At 67.0% G+C, this 24,083-nt stretch carries 23 protein-coding genes; 10 read left to right on the top strand and 13 right to left on the bottom strand.

What is annotated here, in order from left to right:
• Positions 1–44 precede the first annotated feature (44 nt).
• Positions 45–542: a winged helix-turn-helix transcriptional regulator gene (locus tag J2W22_RS01210; RefSeq protein ID WP_307116446.1), complete on the top strand. Its 498-nt coding sequence runs from the start codon at positions 45–47 to the stop codon at positions 540–542.
• Between the two features lie 89 nt (positions 543–631).
• Here J2W22_RS01210 and J2W22_RS01205 read toward each other — a convergent pair whose 3' ends face one another.
• The 5 genes from J2W22_RS01205 to J2W22_RS01185 form a co-directional block, all read right to left on the bottom strand.
• Positions 632–931, bottom strand: coding sequence for a Fis family transcriptional regulator (locus J2W22_RS01205; RefSeq protein ID WP_307116445.1), 300 nt, complete (start codon positions 929–931; stop codon positions 632–634).
• Positions 932–940: 9 nt separating this feature from the next.
• Positions 941–1,273 carry a type II toxin-antitoxin system RelE/ParE family toxin gene (locus J2W22_RS01200; RefSeq protein ID WP_307116444.1) on the bottom strand — a complete coding sequence of 111 codons (333 nt, stop codon included), beginning with the start codon at positions 1,271–1,273 and terminating at the stop codon, positions 941–943.
• 253 nt (positions 1,274–1,526) lie between these two features.
• The gene (locus tag J2W22_RS01195) at positions 1,527–1,988 is read right to left on the bottom strand and encodes an acyl-CoA thioesterase (protein ID WP_307116443.1); all 462 of its coding nucleotides are present in this window, start codon (positions 1,986–1,988) and stop codon (positions 1,527–1,529) included.
• A 132-nt stretch (positions 1,989–2,120) separates the two neighbouring features.
• Entirely contained in the window at positions 2,121–2,900 is a 780-nt protein-coding gene (locus J2W22_RS01190) for a sulfite exporter TauE/SafE family protein (RefSeq protein WP_307116442.1), read from the bottom strand.
• Between the two features lie 10 nt (positions 2,901–2,910).
• Positions 2,911–4,116, bottom strand: coding sequence for an LL-diaminopimelate aminotransferase (locus tag J2W22_RS01185; protein WP_307116441.1), 1,206 nt, complete (start codon positions 4,114–4,116; stop codon positions 2,911–2,913).
• A 128-nt stretch (positions 4,117–4,244) separates the two neighbouring features.
• Between J2W22_RS01185 and J2W22_RS01180 the strand changes: the two genes are divergently transcribed.
• The 3 genes from J2W22_RS01180 (at position 4,245) to clpS (ending at position 7,376) form a co-directional block, all read left to right on the top strand.
• On the top strand, positions 4,245–5,987 hold the full coding sequence (locus tag J2W22_RS01180; RefSeq protein ID WP_307116440.1) for a PHA/PHB synthase family protein: 1,743 nt from the start codon (positions 4,245–4,247) through the stop codon (positions 5,985–5,987).
• A gap of 207 nt (positions 5,988–6,194) precedes the next feature.
• Positions 6,195–6,872, top strand: a complete 678-nt coding sequence (gene phaP / locus J2W22_RS01175) for a phasin family protein (RefSeq protein WP_307116439.1) — start codon at positions 6,195–6,197, stop codon at positions 6,870–6,872.
• A gap of 177 nt (positions 6,873–7,049) precedes the next feature.
• Complete coding sequence (gene clpS, locus J2W22_RS01170; RefSeq protein ID WP_307117966.1) at positions 7,050–7,376, top strand: ATP-dependent Clp protease adapter ClpS; 327 nt, start codon at positions 7,050–7,052, stop codon at positions 7,374–7,376.
• Positions 7,377–7,383: 7 nt separating this feature from the next.
• Here clpS and J2W22_RS01165 read toward each other — a convergent pair whose 3' ends face one another.
• Entirely contained in the window at positions 7,384–8,151 is a 768-nt protein-coding gene (locus J2W22_RS01165; RefSeq protein WP_307116438.1) for an imm11 family protein, read from the bottom strand.
• A gap of 245 nt (positions 8,152–8,396) precedes the next feature.
• Positions 8,397–9,107 carry a Crp/Fnr family transcriptional regulator gene (locus J2W22_RS01160; protein WP_307116437.1) on the bottom strand — a complete coding sequence of 237 codons (711 nt, stop codon included), beginning with the start codon at positions 9,105–9,107 and terminating at the stop codon, positions 8,397–8,399.
• 146 nt (positions 9,108–9,253) lie between these two features.
• On the opposite strand from J2W22_RS01160, the gene murA reads away from it, so the two are divergent.
• Together murA and J2W22_RS01150 are read left to right on the top strand one after the other, a co-directional pair.
• Positions 9,254–10,537: a UDP-N-acetylglucosamine 1-carboxyvinyltransferase gene (gene murA / locus J2W22_RS01155; protein WP_307116436.1), complete on the top strand. Its 1,284-nt coding sequence runs from the start codon at positions 9,254–9,256 to the stop codon at positions 10,535–10,537.
• A 43-nt stretch (positions 10,538–10,580) separates the two neighbouring features.
• Positions 10,581–11,420 carry an alpha/beta hydrolase gene (locus J2W22_RS01150; RefSeq protein ID WP_307116435.1) on the top strand — a complete coding sequence of 280 codons (840 nt, stop codon included), beginning with the start codon at positions 10,581–10,583 and terminating at the stop codon, positions 11,418–11,420.
• 5 nt (positions 11,421–11,425) lie between these two features.
• On the opposite strand, the gene J2W22_RS01145 is transcribed toward J2W22_RS01150, so the two are convergent.
• Complete coding sequence (locus J2W22_RS01145; RefSeq protein ID WP_307116434.1) at positions 11,426–12,244, bottom strand: oxidoreductase; 819 nt, start codon at positions 12,242–12,244, stop codon at positions 11,426–11,428.
• Positions 12,245–12,341: 97 nt separating this feature from the next.
• On the opposite strand from J2W22_RS01145, the gene J2W22_RS01140 reads away from it, so the two are divergent.
• On the top strand, positions 12,342–13,244 hold the full coding sequence (locus J2W22_RS01140; protein ID WP_307116433.1) for a LysR family transcriptional regulator: 903 nt from the start codon (positions 12,342–12,344) through the stop codon (positions 13,242–13,244).
• On the opposite strand, the gene J2W22_RS01135 is transcribed toward J2W22_RS01140, so the two are convergent.
• The gene (locus tag J2W22_RS01135) at positions 13,241–15,559 is read right to left on the bottom strand and encodes a GH92 family glycosyl hydrolase (protein ID WP_307116432.1); all 2,319 of its coding nucleotides are present in this window, start codon (positions 15,557–15,559) and stop codon (positions 13,241–13,243) included. The genes J2W22_RS01140 and J2W22_RS01135 overlap by 4 nt on opposite strands.
• Positions 15,560–15,659: 100 nt before the next feature.
• Between J2W22_RS01135 and J2W22_RS01130 the strand changes: the two genes are divergently transcribed.
• The 3 genes from J2W22_RS01130 (at position 15,660) to J2W22_RS01120 (ending at position 19,260) form a co-directional block, all read left to right on the top strand.
• Complete coding sequence (locus tag J2W22_RS01130) at positions 15,660–17,219, top strand: MFS transporter (RefSeq protein ID WP_307116431.1); 1,560 nt, start codon at positions 15,660–15,662, stop codon at positions 17,217–17,219.
• A gap of 96 nt (positions 17,220–17,315) precedes the next feature.
• Positions 17,316–18,212, top strand: a complete 897-nt coding sequence (locus J2W22_RS01125) for an iron-containing redox enzyme family protein (RefSeq protein ID WP_307116430.1) — start codon at positions 17,316–17,318, stop codon at positions 18,210–18,212.
• Positions 18,213–18,243: 31 nt separating this feature from the next.
• Complete coding sequence (locus tag J2W22_RS01120) at positions 18,244–19,260, top strand: SGNH/GDSL hydrolase family protein (protein WP_307116429.1); 1,017 nt, start codon at positions 18,244–18,246, stop codon at positions 19,258–19,260.
• Here J2W22_RS01120 and J2W22_RS01115 read toward each other — a convergent pair.
• The 4 genes from J2W22_RS01115 to J2W22_RS01100 form a co-directional block, all read right to left on the bottom strand.
• Positions 19,241–20,932, bottom strand: coding sequence for a hypothetical protein (locus J2W22_RS01115; RefSeq protein ID WP_307116428.1), 1,692 nt, complete (start codon positions 20,930–20,932; stop codon positions 19,241–19,243). The genes J2W22_RS01120 and J2W22_RS01115 overlap by 20 nt on opposite strands.
• A 168-nt stretch (positions 20,933–21,100) precedes the next feature.
• Positions 21,101–22,411: a cystathionine gamma-synthase family protein gene (locus J2W22_RS01110; protein ID WP_307116427.1), complete on the bottom strand. Its 1,311-nt coding sequence runs from the start codon at positions 22,409–22,411 to the stop codon at positions 21,101–21,103.
• 369 nt (positions 22,412–22,780) lie between these two features.
• Positions 22,781–23,551: a peptidoglycan editing factor PgeF gene (gene pgeF / locus J2W22_RS01105; protein WP_307116426.1), complete on the bottom strand. Its 771-nt coding sequence runs from the start codon at positions 23,549–23,551 to the stop codon at positions 22,781–22,783.
• A gap of 8 nt (positions 23,552–23,559) precedes the next feature.
• On the bottom strand, positions 23,560–24,063 hold the full coding sequence (locus J2W22_RS01100) for a GNAT family N-acetyltransferase (protein ID WP_307116425.1): 504 nt from the start codon (positions 24,061–24,063) through the stop codon (positions 23,560–23,562).
• Positions 24,064–24,083 lie beyond the last annotated feature (20 nt).

Raw genomic sequence — 24,083 nt, 5'->3', positions numbered from 1 at the left:
TACGGCATTCCGTAGCGTCAGCTTTTGCGATAGGATGACAAGTCATGGGTGGTGCCATTCGAGAATCCCTGCGGCAACTGGCCAGTGACTGCAGCCTGCCGGCCGCGCTGGAAGCGATGGGCGAGCGCTGGTCGTTCCTGATCCTGCGCGGCTCGTTCAACGGGCTGCATCATTTCGAGGAATTCCAGTCCGAGCTGGGCATCGCCCGCAACATCCTGGCCAACCGTCTGGCGCGGCTGGTCGACAAGGGTATCCTGGTTCGCGAGCCCTGTGCCGACGATCGCCGCAAGATCGAATACCGCCTGACCGACAAGGGCTATGCGCTGCTGCCGGCGATGATCGCGCTGCGGCAATGGGGCGAGCGCTGGGAGACGGGCACTCCGGCCTATCCGGTGCTGGTCGACGCGCGCGACAGCCGGCCGATCCGTGCCGTCCAGGTGCTGAGCCATGACGGGCGGGCGCTGGGCAAGGGCGACCTGCTCTGGGCGCTGCCGGAGGATGTGGTGAGCGACGACGTGCCCGAGGTGAAGGCGGCGGAGTAGCTTCCCTTCAACAGCTCGCCCTTTCGCTCGCGAGCGTTGTTAAGCAACGATATTCTGCATCGCTAGGCATAAAAAGCAGGCGGAGCTGCTTATGCCAGCTCCACCTTCAGTGTCCGTCCAACGCTTTTTGCTGCGCGAGCCAGCGTTTCAAGTGTTACATTGTGTTCGTTCGGATCAAGCACTCTATCGAGCTGCTTCCGGCTGGTTTGCATTCTTTCTGCCATGGCAGCCTTCGTGAGGCCATGATCCTTCATGGCCCCACGAAGGGCGTCAGCAATCACTTGCTTGATCGCCATGGCGGTGACTTCTTCACGAATGCCATCCTCATCCAGAAGATCGTTCAGGCTCGTAAAGTTGCTAGGATCTCTAGGACCCTGCTTCTCCACCATTTTTACTCCTTAAAACTCGCTCCGCCTCTTATCCGCCAGATCGATGTCAGACTTTGGCGTTGTTCGTGTCGTTTTGATGAAAGCGTGAACAACGATGATCTGCTGACTGTTGGCATCAAAGAAGTAGAGCAACCGAACCTCCCGTTTGGAGGGAACAGTACTCCGAAGCTCCCAGATAGGCCCCTTGATGTGCTTGCAGAGAGGCGGGCCCATGGGGTAGCCGATCTGCAGCCGCATCAAGTCGGTGCCGACAACCTTGCGGTCATTACCGGGAAGCGATCGGATGAAATCCGCTACAAGCTGATTGCCATTAGCGGTCTGATAGAATGTAACCTTCTTCATATCTTCGCCTTTCGAACATTCTATTTCTCATAAGCATCTCCTTTTCTGTGTGCGGCGGGATTGCCGCGTGTTTGCCCATCGGAGGGACTTTATCCGGACCACCGCCCGGTAATGGGGATGTGTCATATATGATGCATTTTGTCAAGCCTGCATCTTCACGCTTGGATGTTCAGGGTAAGGGGCAAGCAAGGGCGTCCGTCCGTATTGCTACGGCGCGCACCAGATCTCCCGAAATGGCAGGCAGGCTAGCGGACTAGCCGCCGAGCCCCTCCAGCCGTGCCCGCACATTCTCCGGGATCGGCTTCGACTTGCGCGTCTCCAGGTTGACATGGACGCTGACCATCTCGATCTCGGTGTGCAGCTCGCCGGTGTCGGCGTGGCAGAGCTCGATGCGCATCGTCATGCTCGAGGTACCGACGCGCTCGACCCGGGCGAAGCCTTCGACCATGTCGTCGAATACGAAGGGCTTTCGATAGTCGACGCGGGCGCTGACGACGTTGAATTCGGCGTCGAGCCAGTCGGGGCCGATCTCGCCCAGGTCGGCCCAGCGCCAGAACTCGCCGAGCGTTACGTCGGCATATTCGAGATAGCGCGAGTTGAAGACGATCTTCTGCCCGTCGATCTCGGAATAGCGGACGCGGAAACGCGTGGAGAAGCGGAAGCCCTGGCGCATGGGAGTGGGGTGGCGCGGTGTGGAGGGCGCGTCAACTAGCATCGATACGCCGTCACCCCGGCCTTGTGCCGGGGTCCACTGTGCCGCGCCCGCAGGTGTAGAGCCTCTTGTCCATGACTTGCCTCCCGGTGGACCCCGGCACAAGGCCGGGGTGACGAAGAGAGAGGCGGGGTCCTAGGTCAGCAACTTGAAGCCGACGATCGCCAGCACGGTGGCGAGGATCGGGGTCAGCACCCGGTCGGAGACGCGGGTGGCGATCAGGCTGCCGACGACGATGCCGGGGATCGAGCCGAGCAGCAGGGTGAAGAGCAGGCCGAGGTCGACCGAGCCCATCGACCAGTGGCCAAGCCCGGCGATGAAGGTGAGCGGCACCGCATGCGCGATGTCCGATCCCACCAGCCGGGCGACCGGCGAGCCGGGATAGAGGACAAGCAAGGCGGTCATCCCCAGCGCGCCGGCGCCGACCGAGGTGAGCGAGACCAGCACGCCGAGGACGGCGCCGAGCAGCACGGTCAGCGCCGCGACCTTCTGCTCGTCCAGTTTCGCGAAGCGCCGCCCCGCCGCGCGGACGATGCGGACGCGGAAGAACACCGCCATCGCGGTGAGGACCAAAGTAACGCCGAGGATCGTCGAGATCAGATGGCCGGTATCCCGGGCGTCGCGGTGCGCGGCGGCGAGGTAGAGCAGGGTGAGGATCGTCGCCGGCACGCTGCCCGTTGCCAGCCGGCCGACCACCCGCCAGTCGACCGACCCGCGCCAGCCATGGACGGCGGTGCCCACCGCCTTGGTGCCCGAGGCATAGAGCAGGTCGGTGCCGACCGCGGTGGCCGGGTGGAAGCCGAAGACGAGCACCAGCAAAGGCGTCATCAGCGAGCCGCCGCCGACGCCGGTCAGCCCGACGAGCAGGCCGACCAGCACCCCGGCCAGCGAGTAGAGCAGGTCGATATGCGGCACCGGCTGGGGCTCAGCCCGCCTTTGCCGTGGTGTTGACGCCCATCGACTTGAGATACTGCTTCACGTTGCGCGCGGCCTGGCGCAGGCGCTGCTCGTTCTCGACCATCGCAATGCGCACGAACCCTTCGCCATTCTCGCCATAGCCGACGCCGGGCGCGACCGCGACCTTGGCATGGGTGAGCAGCTGCTTGGAGAACTCAAGGCTGCCCAGATGCGCGAGCGCGGGCGGGAGCGGCGCCCAGGCGAACATCGATGCGGGCGGGCTGGGGATTTCCCAGCCAGCGCGGCCGAAGCTCTCGACCAGCACGTCACGGCGCTTGTGGTAGAGCTGGCGGTTCGCCTCGACGATGTCCTGCGGGCCGTTCAGCGCGGCGCAGGCGGCGGCCTGGATCGGGGTGAAGGCGCCGTAATCGAGATACGACTTCACCCGCGTCATCGCCGCGATCAGCTGCTTGTTGCCGACCGCGAAGCCCATGCGCCAGCCGGCCATGGAATAGGTCTTGGAGAGCGAGGTGAACTCGATCGCCACGTCCTTGGCGCCCTTGACCTGCAGGATCGACACGGTCGGCTTGCCGTCGAAATAGAGCTCCGAATAGGCGAGGTCGGAGAGAATCCACACCTTGTTCTCGCGCGCCCAGGCGACGAGCCGCTCATAGAAGGCGAGGTCGACCGTCTCGGCGGTCGGGTTCGACGGATAGTTGACGACCAGGATCGAGGGACGCGGTACGGTGAAGGCGATCGCGCGCTCGAGGCTCTCGAAATAATGCTCGTCCGGCGTGGTCGGCACCGCGCGGATCGTCGCGCCCGCCAGGATGAAGCCGAAAGTGTGGATCGGGTAGCTCGGGTTGGGCGCCAGCACGACGTCGCCCGGCGCGGTGATCGCGGTGGCGAGGCTGGCCAGACCCTCCTTCGAGCCCATGGTCACGACGACTTCGGTCTCGGGATCGATCTCGACGCCGAAGCGGCGGGCATAATAATTGGCCTGGGCGCGGCGCAGGCCGGGAATGCCCTTGGACTGGGAATAGCCATGCGCGTCGGGCTTCTGCGCGACTTCGACCAGCTTCTCGATCACGTGCGGGGGCGGCGGCAGGTCCGGATTGCCCATGCCGAGATCGATGATGTCCTCTCCCGCCGCGCGCGCCGCTGCCCGCATCGCATTGACTTCGGCGATGACGTACGGGGGCAGGCGCTTCATGCGGTAGAATTCTTCGGACATTTCCTCATCTCTCAGGGGTTGGAGCGCGACACGATCTTGTGCCGTGCGCACCTCCTACGCCATGTTCGCGGCTGCGGGAATGACGAGTTGCCTGTGGTGCGCTAAAGCGGCGCTTGAAGAGGATAAGCATGGCCGAAACGACCAATCCGCCGATTCCCGACCTTGCGGACCTGCAGCATTGGACCTGGGTGCTGGGCCGCGCGCAGCAGATGATGCTTGAGCATGGCTTCGACATGATGGAGCATATGCCGGCGGCAGCGCCCTTCGGCGCGATGCTCGATCCGACAGCGGCGATCCGCGCGACCACCGATTTCTGGTCGGACACGATGCAGCTGTGGCAGCGCTTCCTCGATCCGCAGAACGCGATGCCCTTCGAGGAGACGCCCGAGCAGGCGCGCGACAAGCGCTTCAAGGCGCCGCAATGGCGCGAGGAGCCGGTGTTCGACTTCCTGCGCCAGAGCTATCTGATGATCGCCGACCATATGCTGCGCGGCGTCGATGCGCTGGAGGGGATGGATTCGAAACAGAAGGAGCAGGTGCGCTTCGCGACCAGGGGCTTCCTCGACGCGGTGAGCCCGACCAACTTCCCCGCGACCAATCCCGAAGTGCTCGAGAAGATCGTCGAGACCAGGGGCGAGAGCCTGCTCAAGGGCCTCAGCAACATGATGGGCGACCTCGCCAAGGGCCAGATGACCCAGACGGCGGAGGGGGCGTACGAGCTCGGTCGCAACCTGGCGATGACGCCGGGCAAGGTGGTGAAGCGCACGCCGCTCTACGAGCTGATCCAGTACGCGCCGGCGGAGGGCGCCAAGGAAGTCTATGCGACGCCGCTGCTGATCTTCCCGCCCTGGATCAACCGCTTCTACATCCTCGATCTCAACCCCGAGAAGAGCTTCATCCGCTGGGCGGTGGAGCAGGGGCTGACCGTGTTCGTCGTCTCTTGGAAGTCCGCCGACGCGTCGATGAAGGACGTGGTGTGGGACGATTTCGTCGAGCGCGGGCAGATCGACGCGATCGACACGGTGCGCGAGCTGCTCGGCGTGAAGGGCGTGCACACGATCGGCTATTGCGTCGCCGGCACCACGCTCGCCGCGACGCTGGCGGTGCTGCATGCACGCGGGGAAGCGGAGAAGGTGGCGAGCGCGACCTTCTTCACCGCGCAGGTCGATTTCTCCGAAGCGGGCGAGCTCGGCATGTTCGTCGACGACGACCAGCTGGCGATGATCCGCAGCCTGGGGACCGAGGGCTTTCTCGACGGGCGCTACATGGCAGCGACGTTCAACCTGCTGCGCGGGCGCGACCTGATCTGGAACTACGTCACCAACAATTACCTGATGGGCAAGGACTATGCCCCGTTCGACCTGCTCCACTGGAACTCGGACGTGACCAACCTGCCGGCCAGCTGGCACATGAGCTACCTGACCGACCTGTACCGCGACAACAAGCTGGTCCAGCCCGGCGCATTGGCGATCGGCGGGACGCCGCTCGACCTGTCGAAGGTGCGGACGCCGACCTATGTCCAGGCCGGGCGCGAGGATCATATCGCGCCGGCGCAGAGCGTCTGGAAGATCACCCATTATTTCCAGGGGCCGCTCAGGTTCGTGCTGGCCGGATCGGGGCATATCGCCGGGGTGGTGAATCCCCCTTCGGCGCAAAAATACCAGTATTGGACCAATTCGGACAAGGTTGAGACGCTCACCGAGTTTTTTGCGGGAGCGAAAGAGACTAAGGGGAGTTGGTGGCCCGACTGGATCGGCTGGCTCGATGCGCTCGATGCCGCGAAGGTCCCGGTCAAGGGCGCGCGGATACCCGGCAAGGGCAAGCTCGAGGCGATCGAGGATGCCCCGGGGAGCTACGTGCGGGCGCGCTGATTTATCATCTAAATTGAAGGGCTTGGGTATTTTTGTGCACTGCACAAAAGTGCTTGCATTGCCGCGCAGAAGTCCCTACATGCTGCATCGCAGCAATAGCTTTAGGGAAGGCACATCATGGCCACCAAGGGACCGAAGTCCGGCGCGGCAAAGCCCGTCGTTCAGAAGCCTGCGGCGCGCGCCAAGGCCGCGCCAGGGAAAGTTGCTGTGCCCGAGGCTGAGAAGCCCGCGCCGGTCGAGGCCGCCGAGACGATTGTCCAGGTGCCCTTCGCCGAGCCGGTCCCGGTTCTCGAGGCAGCACCGCAGGAAGTGACCGAAACCGTTGAAGCCGTGGTCGAGCCCGTCATCGAGGCTGCCGCGGAAACCGCACCCACCGCCGTGGAAGCCGTCGAAGAGACGCTCGCCGCGCCGGCAGTCAAGGAAACCGTGAAAATGGCAACTACCTTCGACAACAGCACCGTCGAGAACGCCACTGCCAAGGCCCAGGCCCTGTTCGGCGAGTGGAACGAGCGTACCAAGGCCGCCGTCGAGAAGTCGACCAAGCTGGTCGAGGAAGCCAATGACTTCGCCAAGGGCAATGTCGAGGCGCTGGTCGAGTCGGGCCGCATCGCCGCCAAGGGCTTCGAGGGCCTGGGCCAGGACGCCGCCGAGTACGGCCGCAAGTCGTTCGAGAGCGCGACCGCCGCGCTGAAGAACCTCGCCACCGTCAAGTCGCCGGCCGATTTCTTCCGCCTGCAGAGCGACTATTTCCGCGGCGCGTTCGACTCGTACGTCGCCGAGGCTTCGAAGAACACCGAGGCGCTGATCAAGCTCGCCAGCGACGCGGCCCAGCCGCTGTCGAACCGCGTTGCCGTCGCCGCCGAGAAGGTGAAGACCGCAGCGTAAGCGGGCGCTTCCGGCCAGCCGGAAGTCAGGAATCAGGGCGGTCCTTCCTCCGGGAAGGGCCGCCTTTCCTTTTATCCGGTCCCAATCGGGGTTTACGCGTTCGCCGCGGCCTTGCCCTAGCGGACGCGAACCCATATTTTCCGCACCGTGACAAATCCCGTGAAATTTCAGATCCGCATGGCCGAAGACGGCAATGACGACGATCGGGGGAACAACCCCTCGATCGGCCTTGCCACGCGCACCCGCACCAAGAAGCCGACGCCCTACCGCGTGCTCATGCTCAACGACGACTACACCCCGATGGAGTTCGTCGTGCTGTGCCTGCAGCGCTTCTTCCGCATGGACATGGAAGAGGCGACGCGGGTGATGCTGCATGTCCACCAGCGCGGCGTGGGCGTGTGCGGCGTGTTCAGCTATGAAGTCGCCGAGACCAAGGTGAGCCAGGTGATCGACTTCGCCCGGCAGAACCAGCACCCGCTGCAGTGCACGCTGGAGAAGGCGTGACCCCGGCCTAGGCGCCCGCCGTCCGCTCGCGGAACCGGCCATTAACCCAATAGTCGAAATTCGCGTACCGGAGGGCGGACGGCGACCGCTCGCGCCGCGTGGGCGGCTGCATCGGCTGGAAAGCCGCGCCGAGAAAGCCATGGGCGCGCCACGCATCGGCCAGCACTTCGTCGAACACCATGTGGAGGCTGTGTTCTGGCAGCAGGAAGACATGGTGGTCGGCGGGCAGGTCGGGCGCCATGTGGATGTCGTAGAGATCGCCGATCCAGGAATATTTCTCTCCGGTAATTCCGTCCTCGCCGTGCCTGATGTCGAATACCGATCGCGACTTGTCGAACCCGGGAGCGAGCCTGGCGACGTCCATCAGCCAATAGGGTTCGATCGGGCGCCCTCCCCGGGTGACGGTATCGCATTCGGCGAAGTCGAAGCCCTCCGGGTCGATTGCGTGGAGCAACTCCCGGGCCCGGCTGGAAACCAGCCGGCGGGTGAGGAAGCCGTAGATGTCCAGCGGCTTGTTGCGATGGGCGACGATCACCCGGGGCTTGGCCCGCAGCGCGGGCAGGCCGTAGCTGCTCTCGGTGCGGGATCCCCAGGCGACATATTTGCGCGGTCCCGCGGTGATCGGGACGGTGTCGCCGCTCAGCGTGGTCCTGACCGGATAGATTTCGAGCGGGTTGAGCAGTTCGTAATCGCTCGGATTGTGCCGGAAGGACGAATCGAGCTGGTAATAGCGCCTGCGTGCCGGATCGAACGGAATGTCCCTTGGCCACTTCATCGCGCATCCCCCTTGCCGGACCAGGGTGACCGCGCGCTCCCGTTCGTGCAAGCTGTCGTTACGCCTCTGCCTAAGGGCTTCCACCATAGGCGTTTTTCCGGGCGACACAGCCCAGTCGCGAATCGGTAGAAGGACCGCAGTTCCTGGGAACCGGGGGGTTTTGGCGGGAACAAAGGGCCGGGCGGCGCGAGCTTGTCACCGCAGACGTCCGGCCCACCCTTTTTCTCGAAATCACCGGAAGCCACTCAGGGCCCCTTGGGGAGCCAGCTGAGATCGAGCCCTTCGTAGCGGTTCACATAATTGGCCGCACGGGCGAGCGCGCGCTCGTCGAGCAGGGTCACCCGGCCGCCTTCGCGCGCGATCAGATGCTCTTCCTCCAGCTGGCGCAGCATGCGGTTGACGTGCACTGCCGTCAGCCCGGTTGCGTCACCGACTTCCTCCTGGGTCAGGCCGAGGGTGAAGACGTTGGTCAGGTCCTTGTCTGTGCCGCGCAGGCGGTTGCGCAGGTCGAGCAGCAGCGCGGCGACGCGCGCCTTGGCGCTGGTGCGGCCGAGCGCGGCGAGCCGATCGGTGAGCGCCACGCGCTCGATCTGCGAATAGACCAGCACCATCGCGCCGAGCCGGGGATGCTCGAGCATCAGGTCCGACAGCGCGGCACGGTCGAACGGGCAGACGACGCAGTCCGAAAGCGCAGCCAGCGTCTCGGGAGCTTCGCGATAGACCGCGCTGGAGACGCCGAGCATGTCGCCCGGGAACAGGAAGCGCAGGATCTGCCGGCTGCCATCGTCGAGCAGCACATAGCTCATCATCAAGCCCTTGCGCAGGATGTAGAGCTCGTTGCTCCCTTCGTTCTCACGCTGCAACACTGCGCCCCGGCGCACGGACCGGTGGCGTTCCTCCAATTTTTCGAGCGCCTTCTGCTCGACCGTTGAGAGGTCGATCAGCTGACTCAACATTTCCGCGAAACAACTGCCCGACACGCGCTGGCTTCCCCCCGAGCGCCGATGCAAAGCAGTGCCGTGGAATCAATGCATTAAAATCGATCAAGCCCGTAAAAAACGCCTGCACTTGCGCGGCGCTGGCCAACGATTAGAAGCCCGGCATGGACCGTATTCTCATTCGCGGCGGCAACCGCCTCTCCGGCAAGATCCCCGTATCCGGCGCGAAGAACGCCGCGCTCACCCTGATGCCCTGCGCGCTGCTCACCGACGAGCCGTTGACGCTGCGCAATCTGCCGCGCCTGGCGGATGTCGACAGCTTCGGGCACCTGCTCAACGAGCTGGGCGCCTCGACCTCGATCGAAGGCACGCGGCCGACCGATTTCGGCCGGGTGATGACGGTGCGCGCGGGCAAGCTGACCTCGACGGTCGCGCCCTATGACATCGTCCGCAAGATGCGCGCCTCGATCCTGGTGCTCGGCCCGCTGCTCGGCCGCGCGGGCGAGGCGACGGTGTCGCTGCCGGGCGGCTGCGCGATCGGCAACCGCCCGATCGACCTGCACCTGAAGGCGCTGGAGGCGATGGGCGCCGAGATCGAGCTGGCTGCCGGCTATGTGAAGGCGACGGCGCCTGGCGGCCGCCTGCCTGGCGGGCGATTCAGCTTCCCGGTGGTCTCGGTCGGCGCGACCGAGAATGCGCTGATGGCGGCGGTGACCTGCAAGGGCACCACCGTGCTCGACAATGCGGCGCGCGAGCCGGAGATCGTCGACCTGTGCAACCTGCTCGTCGCGATGGGCGCCAGGATCGGCGGCATCGGCACCGAGCGGCTGGAGATCGAAGGCGTGGATCGCCTGCACGGCGCGACCTATGCGGTGATGCCCGACCGGATCGAGGCGGGCAGCTATGCCTGTGCCGCGGCGATCACCGGCGGCGACATCGAGCTGGTCGGCGCGGCGGCGGGCGACATGCGCGCGACGCTCGACGCACTCGTCCAGGCCGGCGTGACGGTCGAGGAGACCAAGACCGGCATCCGCGTCGCCGCCAATGGCCCGCTCAAGCCGCTGACGCTGTCGACCGCGCCCTTCCCGGGCTTCGCCACCGACATGCAGGCGCAGTTCATGGCGATGCAGCTGGTCGCCGAGGGCGCCAGCGTGTTCACCGAGACGATCTTCGAGAACCGCTACATGCACGTGCCCGAGCTGACCCGCATGGGCGCGCATATCGACGTGCGCGGGCGCACCGCCGTGGTGCACGGGCCGACCAAGCTGGTCGGTGCCCAGGTGATGGCGACCGATCTGCGCGCCTCGATGAGCCTGATCCTCGCCGGCCTCGCCGCCGAGGGCGAGACCCAGGTCAATCGCGTCTATCACCTCGACCGCGGGTACGAGCGGCTCGAGGAGAAGCTTCAGGCGGTCGGCGCCGATATCGAGCGCGTCGGCGACGGCTAGGACCTTGCGGGGGCGGGGCACCAGGCTGGCGATTGCGACGGCTTTGCTGCTGCTGGTGGTTGTGCTTGGCGCCAGCTGGCGCTTCGGCTCGATGGCTGCGGCTGGCCATGCCTCCGCGGTCGATCCCGTGCCGCCGCCCGCGCAGGCGGTGCGGCTCAAGGCGCGCGACGGCGTCGCGATTGCCGGGACGTACTGGCCCGGGCGCCGGCCCGATGCGCCGGCGGTGCTGCTGCTCCACGGCGTCGGCGCCTCGCGGAATCAGACTGCGCCGATGGCGGAGGCGCTGGTCGCGCAGGGCTTTGCCGCGCTCACCATCGATCTGCGCGGGCATGGCGAATCGGCGATCACCGACCATAGTTATGGCCTGGACGAGGGGCTCGACGCGCGCGCCGCCTTCGACTGGCTGAAGGCGCGGCAGCACCAGTCCAAGGTCGGGGTGATCGGCGTCTCGCTGGGCGGGGCGGCGGCGCTCGTCGGGCGCGACGGCGCGGTGCCTGCCGATGCGCTGGTGCTGGTCGCGGTGTTCCCCGACATCCGCCATGCGATCTACAACCGGATGGCGGCGATGCTGGGAAGCGTCGGCGGGACGATCGGCGAACCGCTGCTCAGTCTCCAGTCGCTGCCGCGCTATGGCGTATGGCCCGCGCGGATCGCGCCGGTCACGGCGATCCGCGATTTTCGCGCGCCGGTGTTCGTGATCGGCGGGGCGGAGGATCGCTATACGCCGCCGGTCGAGACCCGAATGCTGTTCGCGGCCGCGCCGAACCGCAAGGGGCTGTGGCTGGTGCCGGGGTTGGACCATGGCAAGGTCAGCAATTTCCACGATGAAGAATGGGCGCGCCGCGTGGGCGGCTTCCTGCGCGGAACGATCGGCGCGCCCTAGGCCGGCTATTCCGCGAAGTCGGTGCCGAGGGTGACCGGTTCCCAGCGATCGATCTCGTCGATCACCGCATCGAGCTTCTCGCGGGCCCGGCGCAGCGCATCGCTGCCGAGCAGCAGGTGGACCGGCGGGTTGGCCGAATCGGTCAGCGCGAGGATCGCGGCGGCGGCACGGGCGGGATCGCCAAGCTGCTTGCCGGCCATCGCGTCGAATGCCGCCGAGGAACGGCCGACCGCGGCATAGCTCGCGTCCGCCCTGCTCTTGCGGATCGAGCGATTCGACAGGAAGTCGGTGCGGAAGGCGCCCGGCGCCACCGCGGTGACATGGATGCCGAGCGGGGCGATCTCCTGCGCGAGCGCGGCCGAGAGGCCTTCGAGCGCATATTTGGCCGAGGCGTAGAGGCCCGAGCCGGCGCCCGGGGCACGGCCGGCGATCGACGTGACGTTGACGATATGGCCGCTGCCCTGCGCGCGCAGCCGGGGCAGCGCGGCGCGGATCAGGCGGAAGGGGCCGAACAGGTCGACTTCGAACAGCCGGGCGACATCGGCATCGCTCGCCTGCTCGATCGCGCCGAGCAGGCCGTAGCCGGCATTGTTGACGAGGACGTCGATGCGTCCAGTCAGCGCGAAGGCCTGTTCGACCGTCGGGGCGATCGCCGCCGGATCGGTCATGTCGAGATGCAGCACATGCAGCGTGCCGCTGCCCTGCACGAGTTCGGGCGCCGCGCCGCGCACGGTGCCGATGACGGTGTCGCCGCGCGCCAGTGCCGCCTGTGCCAGCGCAAGGCCGAGCCCGCGCGAAATGCCGGTGATGAACCAGGTCTTCATGATGCAATCTCCTTCGCGACAGGAGATTGGTGCGGGCAGCCTCCAGGATAATGGCGCGGTTTTGCCATGGACTTGTAAGTCCTGCTAAACAGTCGGGATGGATACCACCCTGCTCTCCGCCGACTACCAGCAGCTGCGCGGCTTCGTCGCCGTCGCGCAGGTGCTGAGCTTCAGCCGCGCCGCCGGGGCGATGGGGGTGACACCCTCGGCACTGAGCCAGCTGGTGCGGGGGCTGGAGGCGCGGCTGGGCACGCGGCTGCTCAACCGCACCACCCGCAGCGTCTCGCTTACCGAGGCGGGGGCTGCGCTGCTCGCGCGCACCGGGCCGGCGCTGGCCGAGCTGGGCGAGGCGATGCTGCAGGCCCGCGCCGGGCGCGAGGGGATCGCGGGGCGGGTGCGCGTCCACGCCTCTCGCTTCGCCGGCGAGCTGCACGTGCTGCCCATCCTCGCCCGGTTCGGGCGGGACTATCCCGATGTCGTGCTCGACATCTCGCTGGACGACACGGTGATCGACATCGTCGCGGGCGGCTATGACGTGGCGATCCGCATCGGCGAGCTGGTCGAGCGCGACATGGTCGCGGTGGCGCTGGGCGCGGAGATGCGCCAGCTTGCCGTCGCCACGCCGGACTATGTCGCCGCGCACGGCGTACCCGAGCATCCCCGCGATCTGCTGCGCCACCGCTGCATCCGCTGGCGCTGGCCGGGCAATGCCGCGCCCTATCACTGGGAGTTCTGGGAAGGCGGCTGGTTCCAGGTCGCGGTCGACGGGCCGCTGATCCTCGACGACAAGCAGGCCTGTCTCGAAGCGGCGCTGCAGGGCGCCGGCATCGCCTTCGCGATCGAGCCCAAGGTGCGCGACCACATCGCGGCGGGCCGGCTGGTGCCGATGCTCGAGCGCTGGTCGGCACCATTCCCCGGCCATTATCTCTGCTACCCGCAGCAGCGCCACATGGCGCCGGCGGTGCGGGCATTCATCGATGCGGTGCGCCGCGGCGCCTAGCGGGCGGTGCTCATCGAATAGGGCCGCGCCGCCTTGCCCGTCGCCCAGCTCTTGTTGGGCTTCGCGCTCATGGTGAAGCGCAGCTCGCCGCCGGCGACGATCTCGTCATGCTTCAGATAGCCGCGCGCCAGCGGCTTGCCGTTGAGCGTGACCTTGCCGACATATTTGTTGGCGTCCGACAGTCCCTCGGCGACGATCGCGAAGCGCTTGCCGTTGGGCAGGTTGAGCGTCGCCCGGTCGAGGAAGGGGCGGCCGATGACATATTCGTTCGAGCCCGGCGCGACCGGATAGAAGCCGAGCGCGGTGAACACGAACCAGGCCGACATCTGGCCGAGATCATCATTGCCCGACAGGCCGTCCGGGGTCGGCTTGTACTGGCTGTCGACGATCTGCTTCAGCCGCTCCTGGGTGCGCCAGGGCTGGCCGGCATAGCTGTAGAGATAGGCGACGTGGTGGCTCGGCTCGTTGCCATGGATGTACTGGCCGATCAGCCCGGCAATGTCCTCGGCATGGCTGTAGTCGATCTTCGAATTGTCGAAGTCGAACATCGCATCGAGCTTCTTCACCGCCGCGGCGTCGCCGCCGAGCAGCTTGAACATGCCGGCCTGATCCTGCGGCACGAACCAGGAATATTGCCAGGCATTGCCCTCGGTATAGTCCGAGCCATAGTTGATCGCGGTGGGATCGAAGGGCGTGCGGTAGGTCCCATCCGCCTTGCGGGCACGCAGGAACCCGGTCTTCACGTCGAAGCTGTTGCGCCAGTTGCCGGCGCGGGCCTCGAACGGGGCGGCGAGGTCGGTCTTGCCCATCGCCCGGGCCATGCGGGCGATGGTCCAATCGTCATAGGCATATTCGACCGTCTTGGAGGCGGCTTCCGGCTCCTTGTCGATCGGCACGTAACCGAGCTTCATATACTGGTCGAGGCCGCCGTAAGGGCCATAGGTGGCGCTCTTCACCATCGCGTCGAGCGCGGCATTGGGGTCGAAGCCGCGGATGCCCTTCATGTACGCGTCGGCGATCACCGGCACGGCGTGATAGCCGATCATCGTCCAGGTCTCGCGGCCGTGGAACTGCCAGACCGGCAGGATGCCGAACGGGCTGACCTGCTGGCTGGCGATCAGCGAGTTGACGAAATCGGCGTTCTTCTTCTCGCTCTGGGTGAGCAGAAGCAGCGGATGCTCGGCGCGGAACGTGTCCCACAGCGAAAAGGTCGAGTGGAAGGTGAAGCCCTTCGCCGCGTGGACCTGATCGTCCGGCCCGCGCCAGCGGCCATCGGCGTCGGAGAAGACGCTGGGCGCGATCAGGCTGTGATAGAGCGCGGTGGCGACCATCTTCTTCATTGGCGCCGAGCCTTCCAGCTCGACCGCGCCGAGCGCCTGTTCCCAGGCCTTGCCGGTCGCGGCGCGGATCGCGTCGAAACTGCCGGGCTCGCTGTCGAGATTGGCGATCGCGCCGTCCTCGTCGACTGCCGAAATCGCGACCTTCAACTCGAGCGGACCGTCGATCTGGCCGAAGTCGAGCCGTGCGACCAGCTCCCGCCCGGCGAGCTGCTGGGCATCGTCGGCACCGCGGCTCGGGCCCTGAAAGCCCTTATACTCCACCTTCTCCTCGCGGTTGAGGAAGGCGTGGCCGGTGATCTGGTGCGAGGGGCGGATCGCGAAGAACAGCTTGCGGGCTGGCGCCCAGCCGCGGGTCTCACGCGCACCGGTGATGGTGCCGTCCGGGCGGATGCGGATCGACGACCAGAGAATCTTGCCGGGATAGTTGTAGAGCGAGCTGCGCAGGTCGAGCAGCAGCTGCGCGGGCTTGCCGGCGGGGAAAGTGTAGCGCTGGACGCCCACCCGCGTGCCCGCGGTCATCTCGGCGCGGACGCCGGGCTTGGCCAGGGTCACCGCATAATAGCCGGGCACTGCCTGCTCGGTCGCGTGGTCGAAGGACGAGCGATAGTCGTCGGGCTCCAGCCCGATCGTGTCGCCCGAGATCGGCTGGATCAGGAAGTCGCCCAGGTCCGAATGGCCGGCACCCGAGAAATGGGTCATCGAGAAGCCCTGGATCGTCGGGTCCTCGTAGCGATAGCCGGCGGCATGGTCGTAGCATTTGCGGATCTGGCAGGTCGTGTCGGTATCCGGGCTCAGCTGGATCATGCCGAAGGGCGCAACGGCGCCCGGGAAAGTATGCCCCTCGCCACCGGTGCCGATCCTCGGATCGGCCGAGGCCGCGGTCGGCTCCGGACTCGTCTGCGCCAGGGCAGGCGCGATGGAGGTGAACGACAGGGCGGCGAGCGCGGCGAGGCCGGTACGGAACTGGGCGGTCATGGGTGCGGGTTAGAGCATGGCTTGATGCCGCTTGCCAGCCGCTTTCCCCGACCCGTGCTTCGTGCCAGATTTGCGGCACGGGAAGAGGAAGGGGCGCGCGGTGCAGGCAAGTCTTTCGGATCGTCGGGCGCTCTGGGCCTTCGCGCTGGGCTGCGCAGCGGTCACTCTCGGCGTGCTGCTGCATATCCCGATGTTCCTGATGGGCCGAGATATGCACTTCATGCTCGCCGGCATGCCGATGGGCTGGGACATGGTCGCCGGCATGGGGCTGATCATCGGCGGCTGCCTGGTCGCCGCCTATGGCCTGCTTCCCCGCAACGTCGCGGAACAGCGCGCGGCGGGCGCGAGAATCGAAGTGGCCGCGCCGGAGGACGCGCCCCTGGGGCCGGCGCATTGGGGGCTGATGGCGGTGCTGGTGATCGCGCTGATCATCGACACGATGAAGCCTGCCTCTCTGGGCTTCACCGTGCCTGGCATGGTCGGCGAATATATGGTGCCCAAGGAAACGGTGAGCCTGGTCCCCTTCTTCGCGCTGATCGGGACGGTCACCGGATCGGTGGTATGGGGCGTGCTCGCCGACATCTATGGTCGCAAGGCGACGATCCTACTTTCCGCAGTGATGTTCGTCGGCACGTCGATCTGCGGGGCGATGCCGAGCCTCGCCTGGAATATCGGCATGTGCTTCATGATGGGCGCGGCCGCAGGGGGCATGCTGCCGGTCACCTATGCGCTGCTCGCCGAGATGATGCCCAACCGGCACCGCGGCTGGAGCCTGGTGCTGGTCGGCGGGCTGGGCGCGGGCGGCGGCTATTTCGCCGCGAGCGGGGCATCGACGCTGCTGGTGCCCGAATATAGCTGGCGCATCCTCTGGCTGCTCAACCTGCCGACCGGGCTGACGCTGGTGCTGCTCGGCGCGCTGATCCCCGAAAGCGCCAAGTTCCTGCTGGCGCGCGGCCGCGTGGTGGAAGCGCAGGCGGTGATGCGCAAGTTCGGCGCAGTGGTCCGCAAGGTAGACGCGCCGTCCGCCACCGCCGCGGCCCAGCCCGGGCATGGCGCGCTGAAGGGCATGCACCTCTATGGCAAGCTCACCGCACTTTCGCTGACCGGCATCACCTGGGGCCTGATCAATTTCGGCCTGCTGCTGTGGCTGCCCAACCATTTCGTCAATGAAGGCTATTCGATGGAAGTGGCGAGCCGGCTGCTTGCCGAGAGCGCGCTGATCGCCTTCCCGACGATCTTCGTCGGTGCACTGCTCTACAGCCTGTGGAGCACCAAATGGGCGCTGGGCGCCTCGATCGCGGTGACGCTGCTGGGGCTGGCGGGCGTGTTGCGGATGGAATTGTTCGGCGGCGGCAGCCCGGTGCTGCCGGTGGCGCTGCTGATCATCGGCATCAACGGCATCATCGCGATCCTGCTGCCCTATACCGCCGAGAGCTTTCCCTTGCGCGTCCGCGGCCGGGCGACGGGCTGGGTGGCGGCCTGCACCAAGGCCGGCGGGGTGATCGCGCAGGCGCTGTTCATCGCCAAGCTGGTGCCCTCGATCGGCGTGGTGGCGGGCGCGATCATGGTGCCCATGCTCGCGGCCCTGATCCTGGTGGGCTGGTTCGGACGCGAGACGCGGGGCAAGGACCTGCGGCATCTCGACGAGGCGATGGATTAGCCGGAGCCGGGCCGAAAAGCCTTTGATCCAAGTTAGTTGCCGGAACTCTCCCAAATGCTTGCCGGTTCAGACGGGCAAGCAGGAGAGACAATCGACATGGCAACCCGCGCCCGCGATTTCGCGAACGACCCCGGCTCGCAATTTCTGAAGCATAGTTTCCAGCGCGGGCTCGCGCATTGGAACCGGGAGCGGCTCGAGCCTGGCTTCCCCGATAACGACTGGCAGAAGACTTTCGAACGCGACGTGAAGATGCAGCGGCTCGAAGGCGCGTTCCTCGAGGAACTGCGCAGCGAAGTCGTCGAAGAGGCAGTCGCGGCGCCGACCGACGTCGAAGGCTTCATCGCATGGTTCGAAGACCTGAAGGCGACCGGGCCGGGGCAGGGCGATCCGCTCTTCCCCTGGCTGGCCGAGACGGCCGACCGAGACCAGCTTCGATGGTTCTTCGAGCAGGAGGCTGCGGGCGAGGCAGGGTTCGACGATCTCGTCGCGATGACCCAGGTCAAGCTGCCGGTGCGCCCCAAGCTGGAGCTTGCCCGCAACTATTGGGACGAGATGGGACACGGTACCGCGAAGGGCATGCACGGCCCGATGCTCGATGCGCTGGTCGAGACGCTGGCGGTCGAGCCGGTGATCGAGAACACCGTCTGGGAGAGCCTGTGCCTGGCCAATGCGATGACCGCGATGGCGACCAATCGGCGCTATGCCTGGCATTCGGTGGGGGCGCTCGGTGTGATCGAGCTGACCGCGCCGGGCCGCGCGGCGCTGGTCGCCGAAGGGCTGAAGCGCGTCGGGCTGAGCCCGAAGGAAGCGCGCTATTTCACGCTGCACGCGGTGCTCGACATCAAGCATAGCGAGGACTGGAACCGCGAGGCGATCCGCCCAGCGGTGGAGGAGGATCCCGCCCGGGCCACGGCGATGGCCGAGGGGGCGCTGATCCGGCTCAAGTGCGGCGCGCGCTGCTTCCAGGCCTATCGCGACCATCTCTGGGGCTGACGCCGCGCCCGGCTGCGCATAGGCTGGGCGGATGAAGCTCGCCGTACTTGCGCTGCTCGCGCCGCTCGCCCTTTCCGCCGCGCCTGCCCCGGAGGGCCAGATGCTCGACGTCCATATGGGCGGCCGGATGGTCGTCCAGGGCAAGGCGATCCGCTTCGGCTGGCCGGGCGTCTATGTCGAGGGGCGGTTCCGCGGCACCGAGGTCAGCGCCCATGTCGAGACGCAGGGCGACTGGCTGCGGGTGAGCGTGGACGGCAAGCCGTTCCAGACGCTGGTGACGTCGGGGCCGGCGGTGGTGAAGGTGGCGCGGCTCAGGCCGGGCATCCACAGCATCCGCATCGACAAGCTGACCGAGAGCCAGTCGGGCAGCAGCCGCTTCCTGGGCTTCTTCACCCATGGCACGCCGCTGGCGCCGCCGGTGCGGGCGCAGCGTATCGAGTTCATCGGGGACTCGCACAGCGTCGGCTATGGCAACACCTCGCCGACCCGCGACTGCGACGAGAAGAAGGTGCACGACACCACCGACACCAGCCAGGCGTTCGGGCCGGTGCTGGCGCGGCGGCTGGGTGCTGATTACCGGATCATCGCCTATTCGGGCTACGGCGTGGTCCGCAACTATGCCGGCGGCAAGCCGGGCGAGAACCTGCCCTTCCTCTATCCCCGCGCCATTCCCGGCGAGCCGGCGCCGGCCCGGGCGGATGGCTGGCGGCCGGGGATCATCGTGATCAACCTGGGCACCAACGACTTCTCGACCAAGCTCCATGCCGGCGAGGCCTGGGCGGACGATGCGGCGCTGCGGGCCGATTACCGGGAGCGCTATATCGCCTTTGTCCGCGCCCGGCAGGCAGCGCAGCCCAGGGCGCGGATCCTGCTGATGGGTGCCGAGAATTTCTACCCAGACGTCGCCGCGGTGGCCGAGGCCACCGGGGTCAAGGCGGTGAAGGTGCCCACCCTGGAGATGACGGGGTGCAACTGGCACCCGTCGCTCAAGGACCACCGCGTCATGGCCGACCTGCTCGCCGCAGCGCTCAGAACGCCGGCGCGTTGAGCTTCACATCGGCGCGGGTCCAGGCGGCGGCGAAGTCCTTCTCCGCCGCGCGCGCGTCCTTCTTCTGCGCCTTGAGCGCCTGGGCCAGTCCGAGCAGCGCCCAGCCATTGTGCGGGTTGCGCTTCAGGTCCTCGACGAACACCGCCTCGGCCTCCGCAGCGGCGCCACTGCCCAGCAGGGCAGCGCCGAGCAGGTGGCGGGTCGGGAAGAACTCGTCCGAGGGCTCGTTGTAGGACAGGCCGTCCTCGACGGTGACGGCTTCGCGGAGCAGCGCGATCGCCCTGGTGGCGTCCTTGCGGGCCAGCGCGATGCGGGCCTCGGCGCGGAGCGTCGCGATCCGGAAGAGCGGGGTGGCGAGGTTCATGCCGGCCAGCGCATCCGCGGGCGCGGCGGCGACCTTTGCCTTGAGCCTGGCCAGCTCGGCATCGGCTTCTGGCAGCTTGCCGGTGGCGGCGAGCGCGATGGTGCGGGCCGAGAGCCAGTTGACGGTCAGGTCGAGCAGCCGGGCATCGGGCTGGGGCTCGGCGAGCATCGCCTCCCAGCGGCCGAAGCGGACCAGCGCCTGGTAGAGATAGCCGATGCCCCAATCCATGCCGGGCATGCCCGCCGCCATCTCGTCGGTGAAGACGGCGCGCACGTCGCGCAGCGCCTTGATCGTCTCGGCGCTGCGCCCCTCCATCGATGCGGCGGCGGCGAGGAACTGGAGATTGTGCGCCGAGTACATCGGGTAATAGTCGATCGCCGCGGTCTTCGCATAATAGGCCTTGTCGGCGGCGTCGGCGAGGCGGTTGGCCTCCGCCGATTCGGCATAGCGGCCGACGCGCTGGAGGATGTGCGACGGCATGTGCACGACATGGCCGGCGCCCGGCATTGCCGTCTTGAGCCGTTCCGCGGAGTCGATTGCCTTGCCCGGATCGGTCGAGGCCTCGACCGCGTGGATGTAATAATGGTTGGCGCCGGGATGGTGCGGGTTGCGGGCGAGCACGGTCTCCAGCGCGGTCACGATCTCGGGCGTGTCCTTCGCCGGGGTGCCGTCGGCATTCCACAGCTTCCACGGGTTCCGGTTCATCTGCGCTTCGGCGAAGAGCGTGAGGATGTCGTCGTCCTGGGGGAAGGCCCTGGCCGCCCCGCGCATCGCGTCGCCGAACGCGGCGAGCAGCGGGGCGCTGTTGGTCGGGTCGACCGGCTGAGGGCCGGTATAGCGTTTGGCCAAGGCGAGGATCAGCGCGCGGTTGGCCGGGGTGGCGGAGGGGGCGAGCGCCTGGGCCTTTTGCAGCGACTCCCAGGCGACCCGGGCGCGGGCCTCGGCCATCATCGGCATGTTGTAGTTGGGGCCAAGGGTGAGCGCGACGCCCCAATGGCAGATGCCGCACCCCGGATCGGCCTGGGCTGCCCTGGCGAAGCTGCGCGCCGCCTCGTCATGGTTGAACGCCCAGAGCAGGCGCATGCCCTGATCGAAATAGGCCTGGGCCTGGGGGATCTTGCTGCCGCTGTCGCGGTGGAAGCCGCCGAGATCGGGGAAGAGCTGCGCGCCCGCCGCCCAGTCGGCGAGGGTCTGGGGGAAGGTGGCGTGACCGGCGTGCATGCCGGCCATCGGGTCCGCTGTCTGGGCGATGGCGGGTAGTGCGAGCAGCGGTGCCGCGAGCAATGCGATGGAGCGCGAAAGTTTCATGGCCGAGTCTCCCCGGACGAGCAGATTACCCGTTTCGTGGTTTAACCTCAATCAACACCCTTTTCCCCGGTGAAGGCCGGGGCCCAGACTTGAAAGTCACGCGCCTTGGCGCGTCTGCGACGCGCACGCTTAGTCTGGACCCCGGCCTTCGCCGGGGAAATGCTATCCTCAGACCGCTTTCAGCGCCTCCTCGAAGTCCGCGATCAGATCGTCGGCATCCTCGACGCCGATCGAGATGCGGACGAGATTGTCGGTGATGCCGAGTGCCTGCTTGCGAGCATCGGGTACCGACAAATGGGTCATGCCGGCCGGATGGCTGGCGAGCGTCTCGGTGCCGCCGAGCGACACGGCGAGCTTGGCGATCTTGAGGCTGTCGAGGAAGGCGAAGGCCTCCTTCTCGCCGCCCTTGAGGTAGAGCGAGAAGGTCGAGCCGGCGCCGGTGCAGTGGCGATTGTAGATGTCCGCCTGGCGCGAGCCCTCCTCGAGGAAGCCGAGATAGCCGACATGCTCGACCTTGGGGTGGGTGCGCAGGAATGCGCAGACCTTGGCGGCATTCTCGCCGGCGCGGCTCATGCGCAGCTCCAGCGTCTCCAGCGAGCGGAGCAGCATCCAGGCGGTGTTGGGATCGCAGATCGTGCCGATCGTGTTGCGCATCAGCCGGATCGTGTTGATGTGCTCCTTCGAGCCGAGCACGCCGCCCGCCACCAGGTCCGAATGGCCGCCGGCGTACTTGGTCAGCGAATAGACGACGATATCGGCGCCCTGCTTGAGCGGCTGGGCCCAGAGCGGGCCGAGGAAGGTATTGTCGATCGCGATCGGCGGCTTGCTGGCGCCCTTGAAGATCGCGTCGCGGCTGGCGGCGACCGCCTCGACATCGACCAGCGCGTTGGTCGGGTTGGCCGGCGATTCGAGATAGATCAGCGCGACATTGCCGCTGGCGGCCTTGCTCAGCACCGCGTCGATCTCCTCGCGGGTGGCGCCGGCGGGGAAGTCGAGCCAGTGGACGCCGAAGCGGCCGAGGATGCGGGCGATCAGCGTCTCGGTCGCCGCATAGAGCGGGCCCGAATGGACGATCGTGTCGCCCGGCTTGACCATCGACAGGAACAGCGTGGCGATCGCCGACATGCCGCTGGAGAAGGCCAGCGCGTCCTCGGCGCCTTCCCAGATGCCGAGCCGGTCTTCGAGGATCTCCTGGTTGGGGCCGTTGAAGCGCGAATAGACCAGCCCGTCGGCGCCGCCCGGGCGCTTGCCGGTGACGCCTTCGAAATGGCGCTTGCCGGCCGCGGCATTGGGGAAGACGAAGGTCGAGGTGAGGAAGATCGGCGGCTTGAGCGAGCCTTCGGAGAGCATCGGATCATAGCCATGGCCCATCATCATCGTGCTGGGCTTGAGCTTGCGATCGCCGACCTTGTCCGCCGAAGGCTTGGGGCGGCGGCGCGGGGTGCCACCGGTCAGATCGGCTTCGGTCTCGTCGGTCATGCTGTCTCTCCGGGTATATTTCGTATCATCTGTAACGATTCGGCCGGGCTTGGGGGAGCCCGAAACGCGCGGAAGTTCACTAAATTCACGACCTCCACGCGCGAGGCCAGCGGGCACTTCAGCCGGGGCGCGGCACGACGTGGCGCCGGGACGGACGCGTGGGATATGGAGTCGGCGGACTGCGCATGCTTCCGAGGGAAACATGGAAAATCCTACATTGGAAGGGGATTGCCAGACATTGGGCGCAGCGAAGCGTCACCCCGGCCTTGTGCCGGGGTCCACCGCGAGGCGAGCCATGGAAAAAGAGGCTCGAAGGGCAGCAGGCGCGGCACAGTGGACCCCGGCACAAGGCCGGGGTGAAGGATGGAGCTAAGCCAATCCGATAATGCTGATCTGGCGGCCATAATCCGGCTCCTGCCGGTGCGTCGCGCGGCGGAAGCTGTAGAAATGCTCCTCCCGCGCATAGGTATCCTGGCCGAGCATCTCGACCGTGCGGATGCCGGCCGAGGCCAGCCGGTGCGCGACATAGGCTTCGAGGTCGAACTGCCAGTGATCCTCGCGCCGGCCCTCGGTGAAGAAGCGCTCGTTCTCCGGATCCGCATCGGCGAAGCGGGCGAGGAACAGGACATCGACCTCGTAGGAGGCGCGGGCGATGCAGGGGCCGACCGCGGCGGTGATCCGGTCGCGGCGGGCGCCCAGCGCCTCCATCGCGGCGAGGGTCGAATCGGTGACGCCGCCGAGCGCGCCCTTCCACCCGGCATGGGCGGCGCCGACGACGCCGGCCTCGCGGTCGGCGAACAGCACCGGCGCGCAATCGGCGGTGAGGATGCCGAGGGCGAGGCCCGGGCGATCGGTGACCAGCGCATCGGCATGCGGGCGCAGCCGCTCCTCCCAGGGCTCGGCGACGGTGACGCAGTCGGCCGAATGGACCTGGAAGAGCGAGACGAGCCGGCCGCCAGGCAGCACCGCCTCGACCGCGCGGCGGCGATTCTCGGCGATCAGCGCGGGATCGTCGGTCGAGCCGAGGCCGACATTGAGGCTGGCCATCGCGCCGGTCGAGACCCCGCCCTTGCGGCCGAGAAAGCCATGGGCGATCCCGTTCAGCGCGCGCGCCTGATGGACTTCGACTTCGCTCGTCATCTCGTCACTCACAATGCGCGGCGCATCAGCCGGTCTTCATCCTCATGGTCGCCGACCAGGAAGATATAGGGGCCACGATCTTCGAACCCGTTCTTCTCGTAGAAGCGCTTCGCCCGGTGGTTGTCGATATAGACCGACAGCCAGAGCTCGTCGGCGCCGCGCGAACGGCCCTCTTCCACTGCCCAGTCGAGCAGCGCCTGCGCGGCGCCGCTGCCCTTGGCGCGCTCGTCGAGATAGAGCTGGCGGAGTTCATGGGGGCGCGAGGTCACCGTTGCGGGCAGGGTAAGCGCGCTGGTCTTGGCGAAACCGGCCAGCCCCTGCTCGTCCTCGGCGAGGCGGAAGCGCAGGTCCGGCTGGGCGAACTCCGCGGCCCAGGCCTCGGGCGTGAAGCCGGCGAAGAACGCGGCGAGATTCTCCGCCGTGTAGAGATGGCCGAAGGTCGCGGTGAAACTGACGCGGAACAGCGCGTCGATCGCGGGGAGGTCGGCCGGGGTGGCGTCGCGGTAGTTCATGTTCACTTCGTCATCCCCGC

The organism is Sphingomonas kyeonggiensis (assembly GCF_030812785.1).
In the GTDB taxonomy this organism is placed as follows: Bacteria; Pseudomonadota; Alphaproteobacteria; order Sphingomonadales; family Sphingomonadaceae; genus Sphingomonas; species Sphingomonas kyeonggiensis_B.
This window is presented reverse-complemented; position numbering and strand designations above follow the sequence as displayed.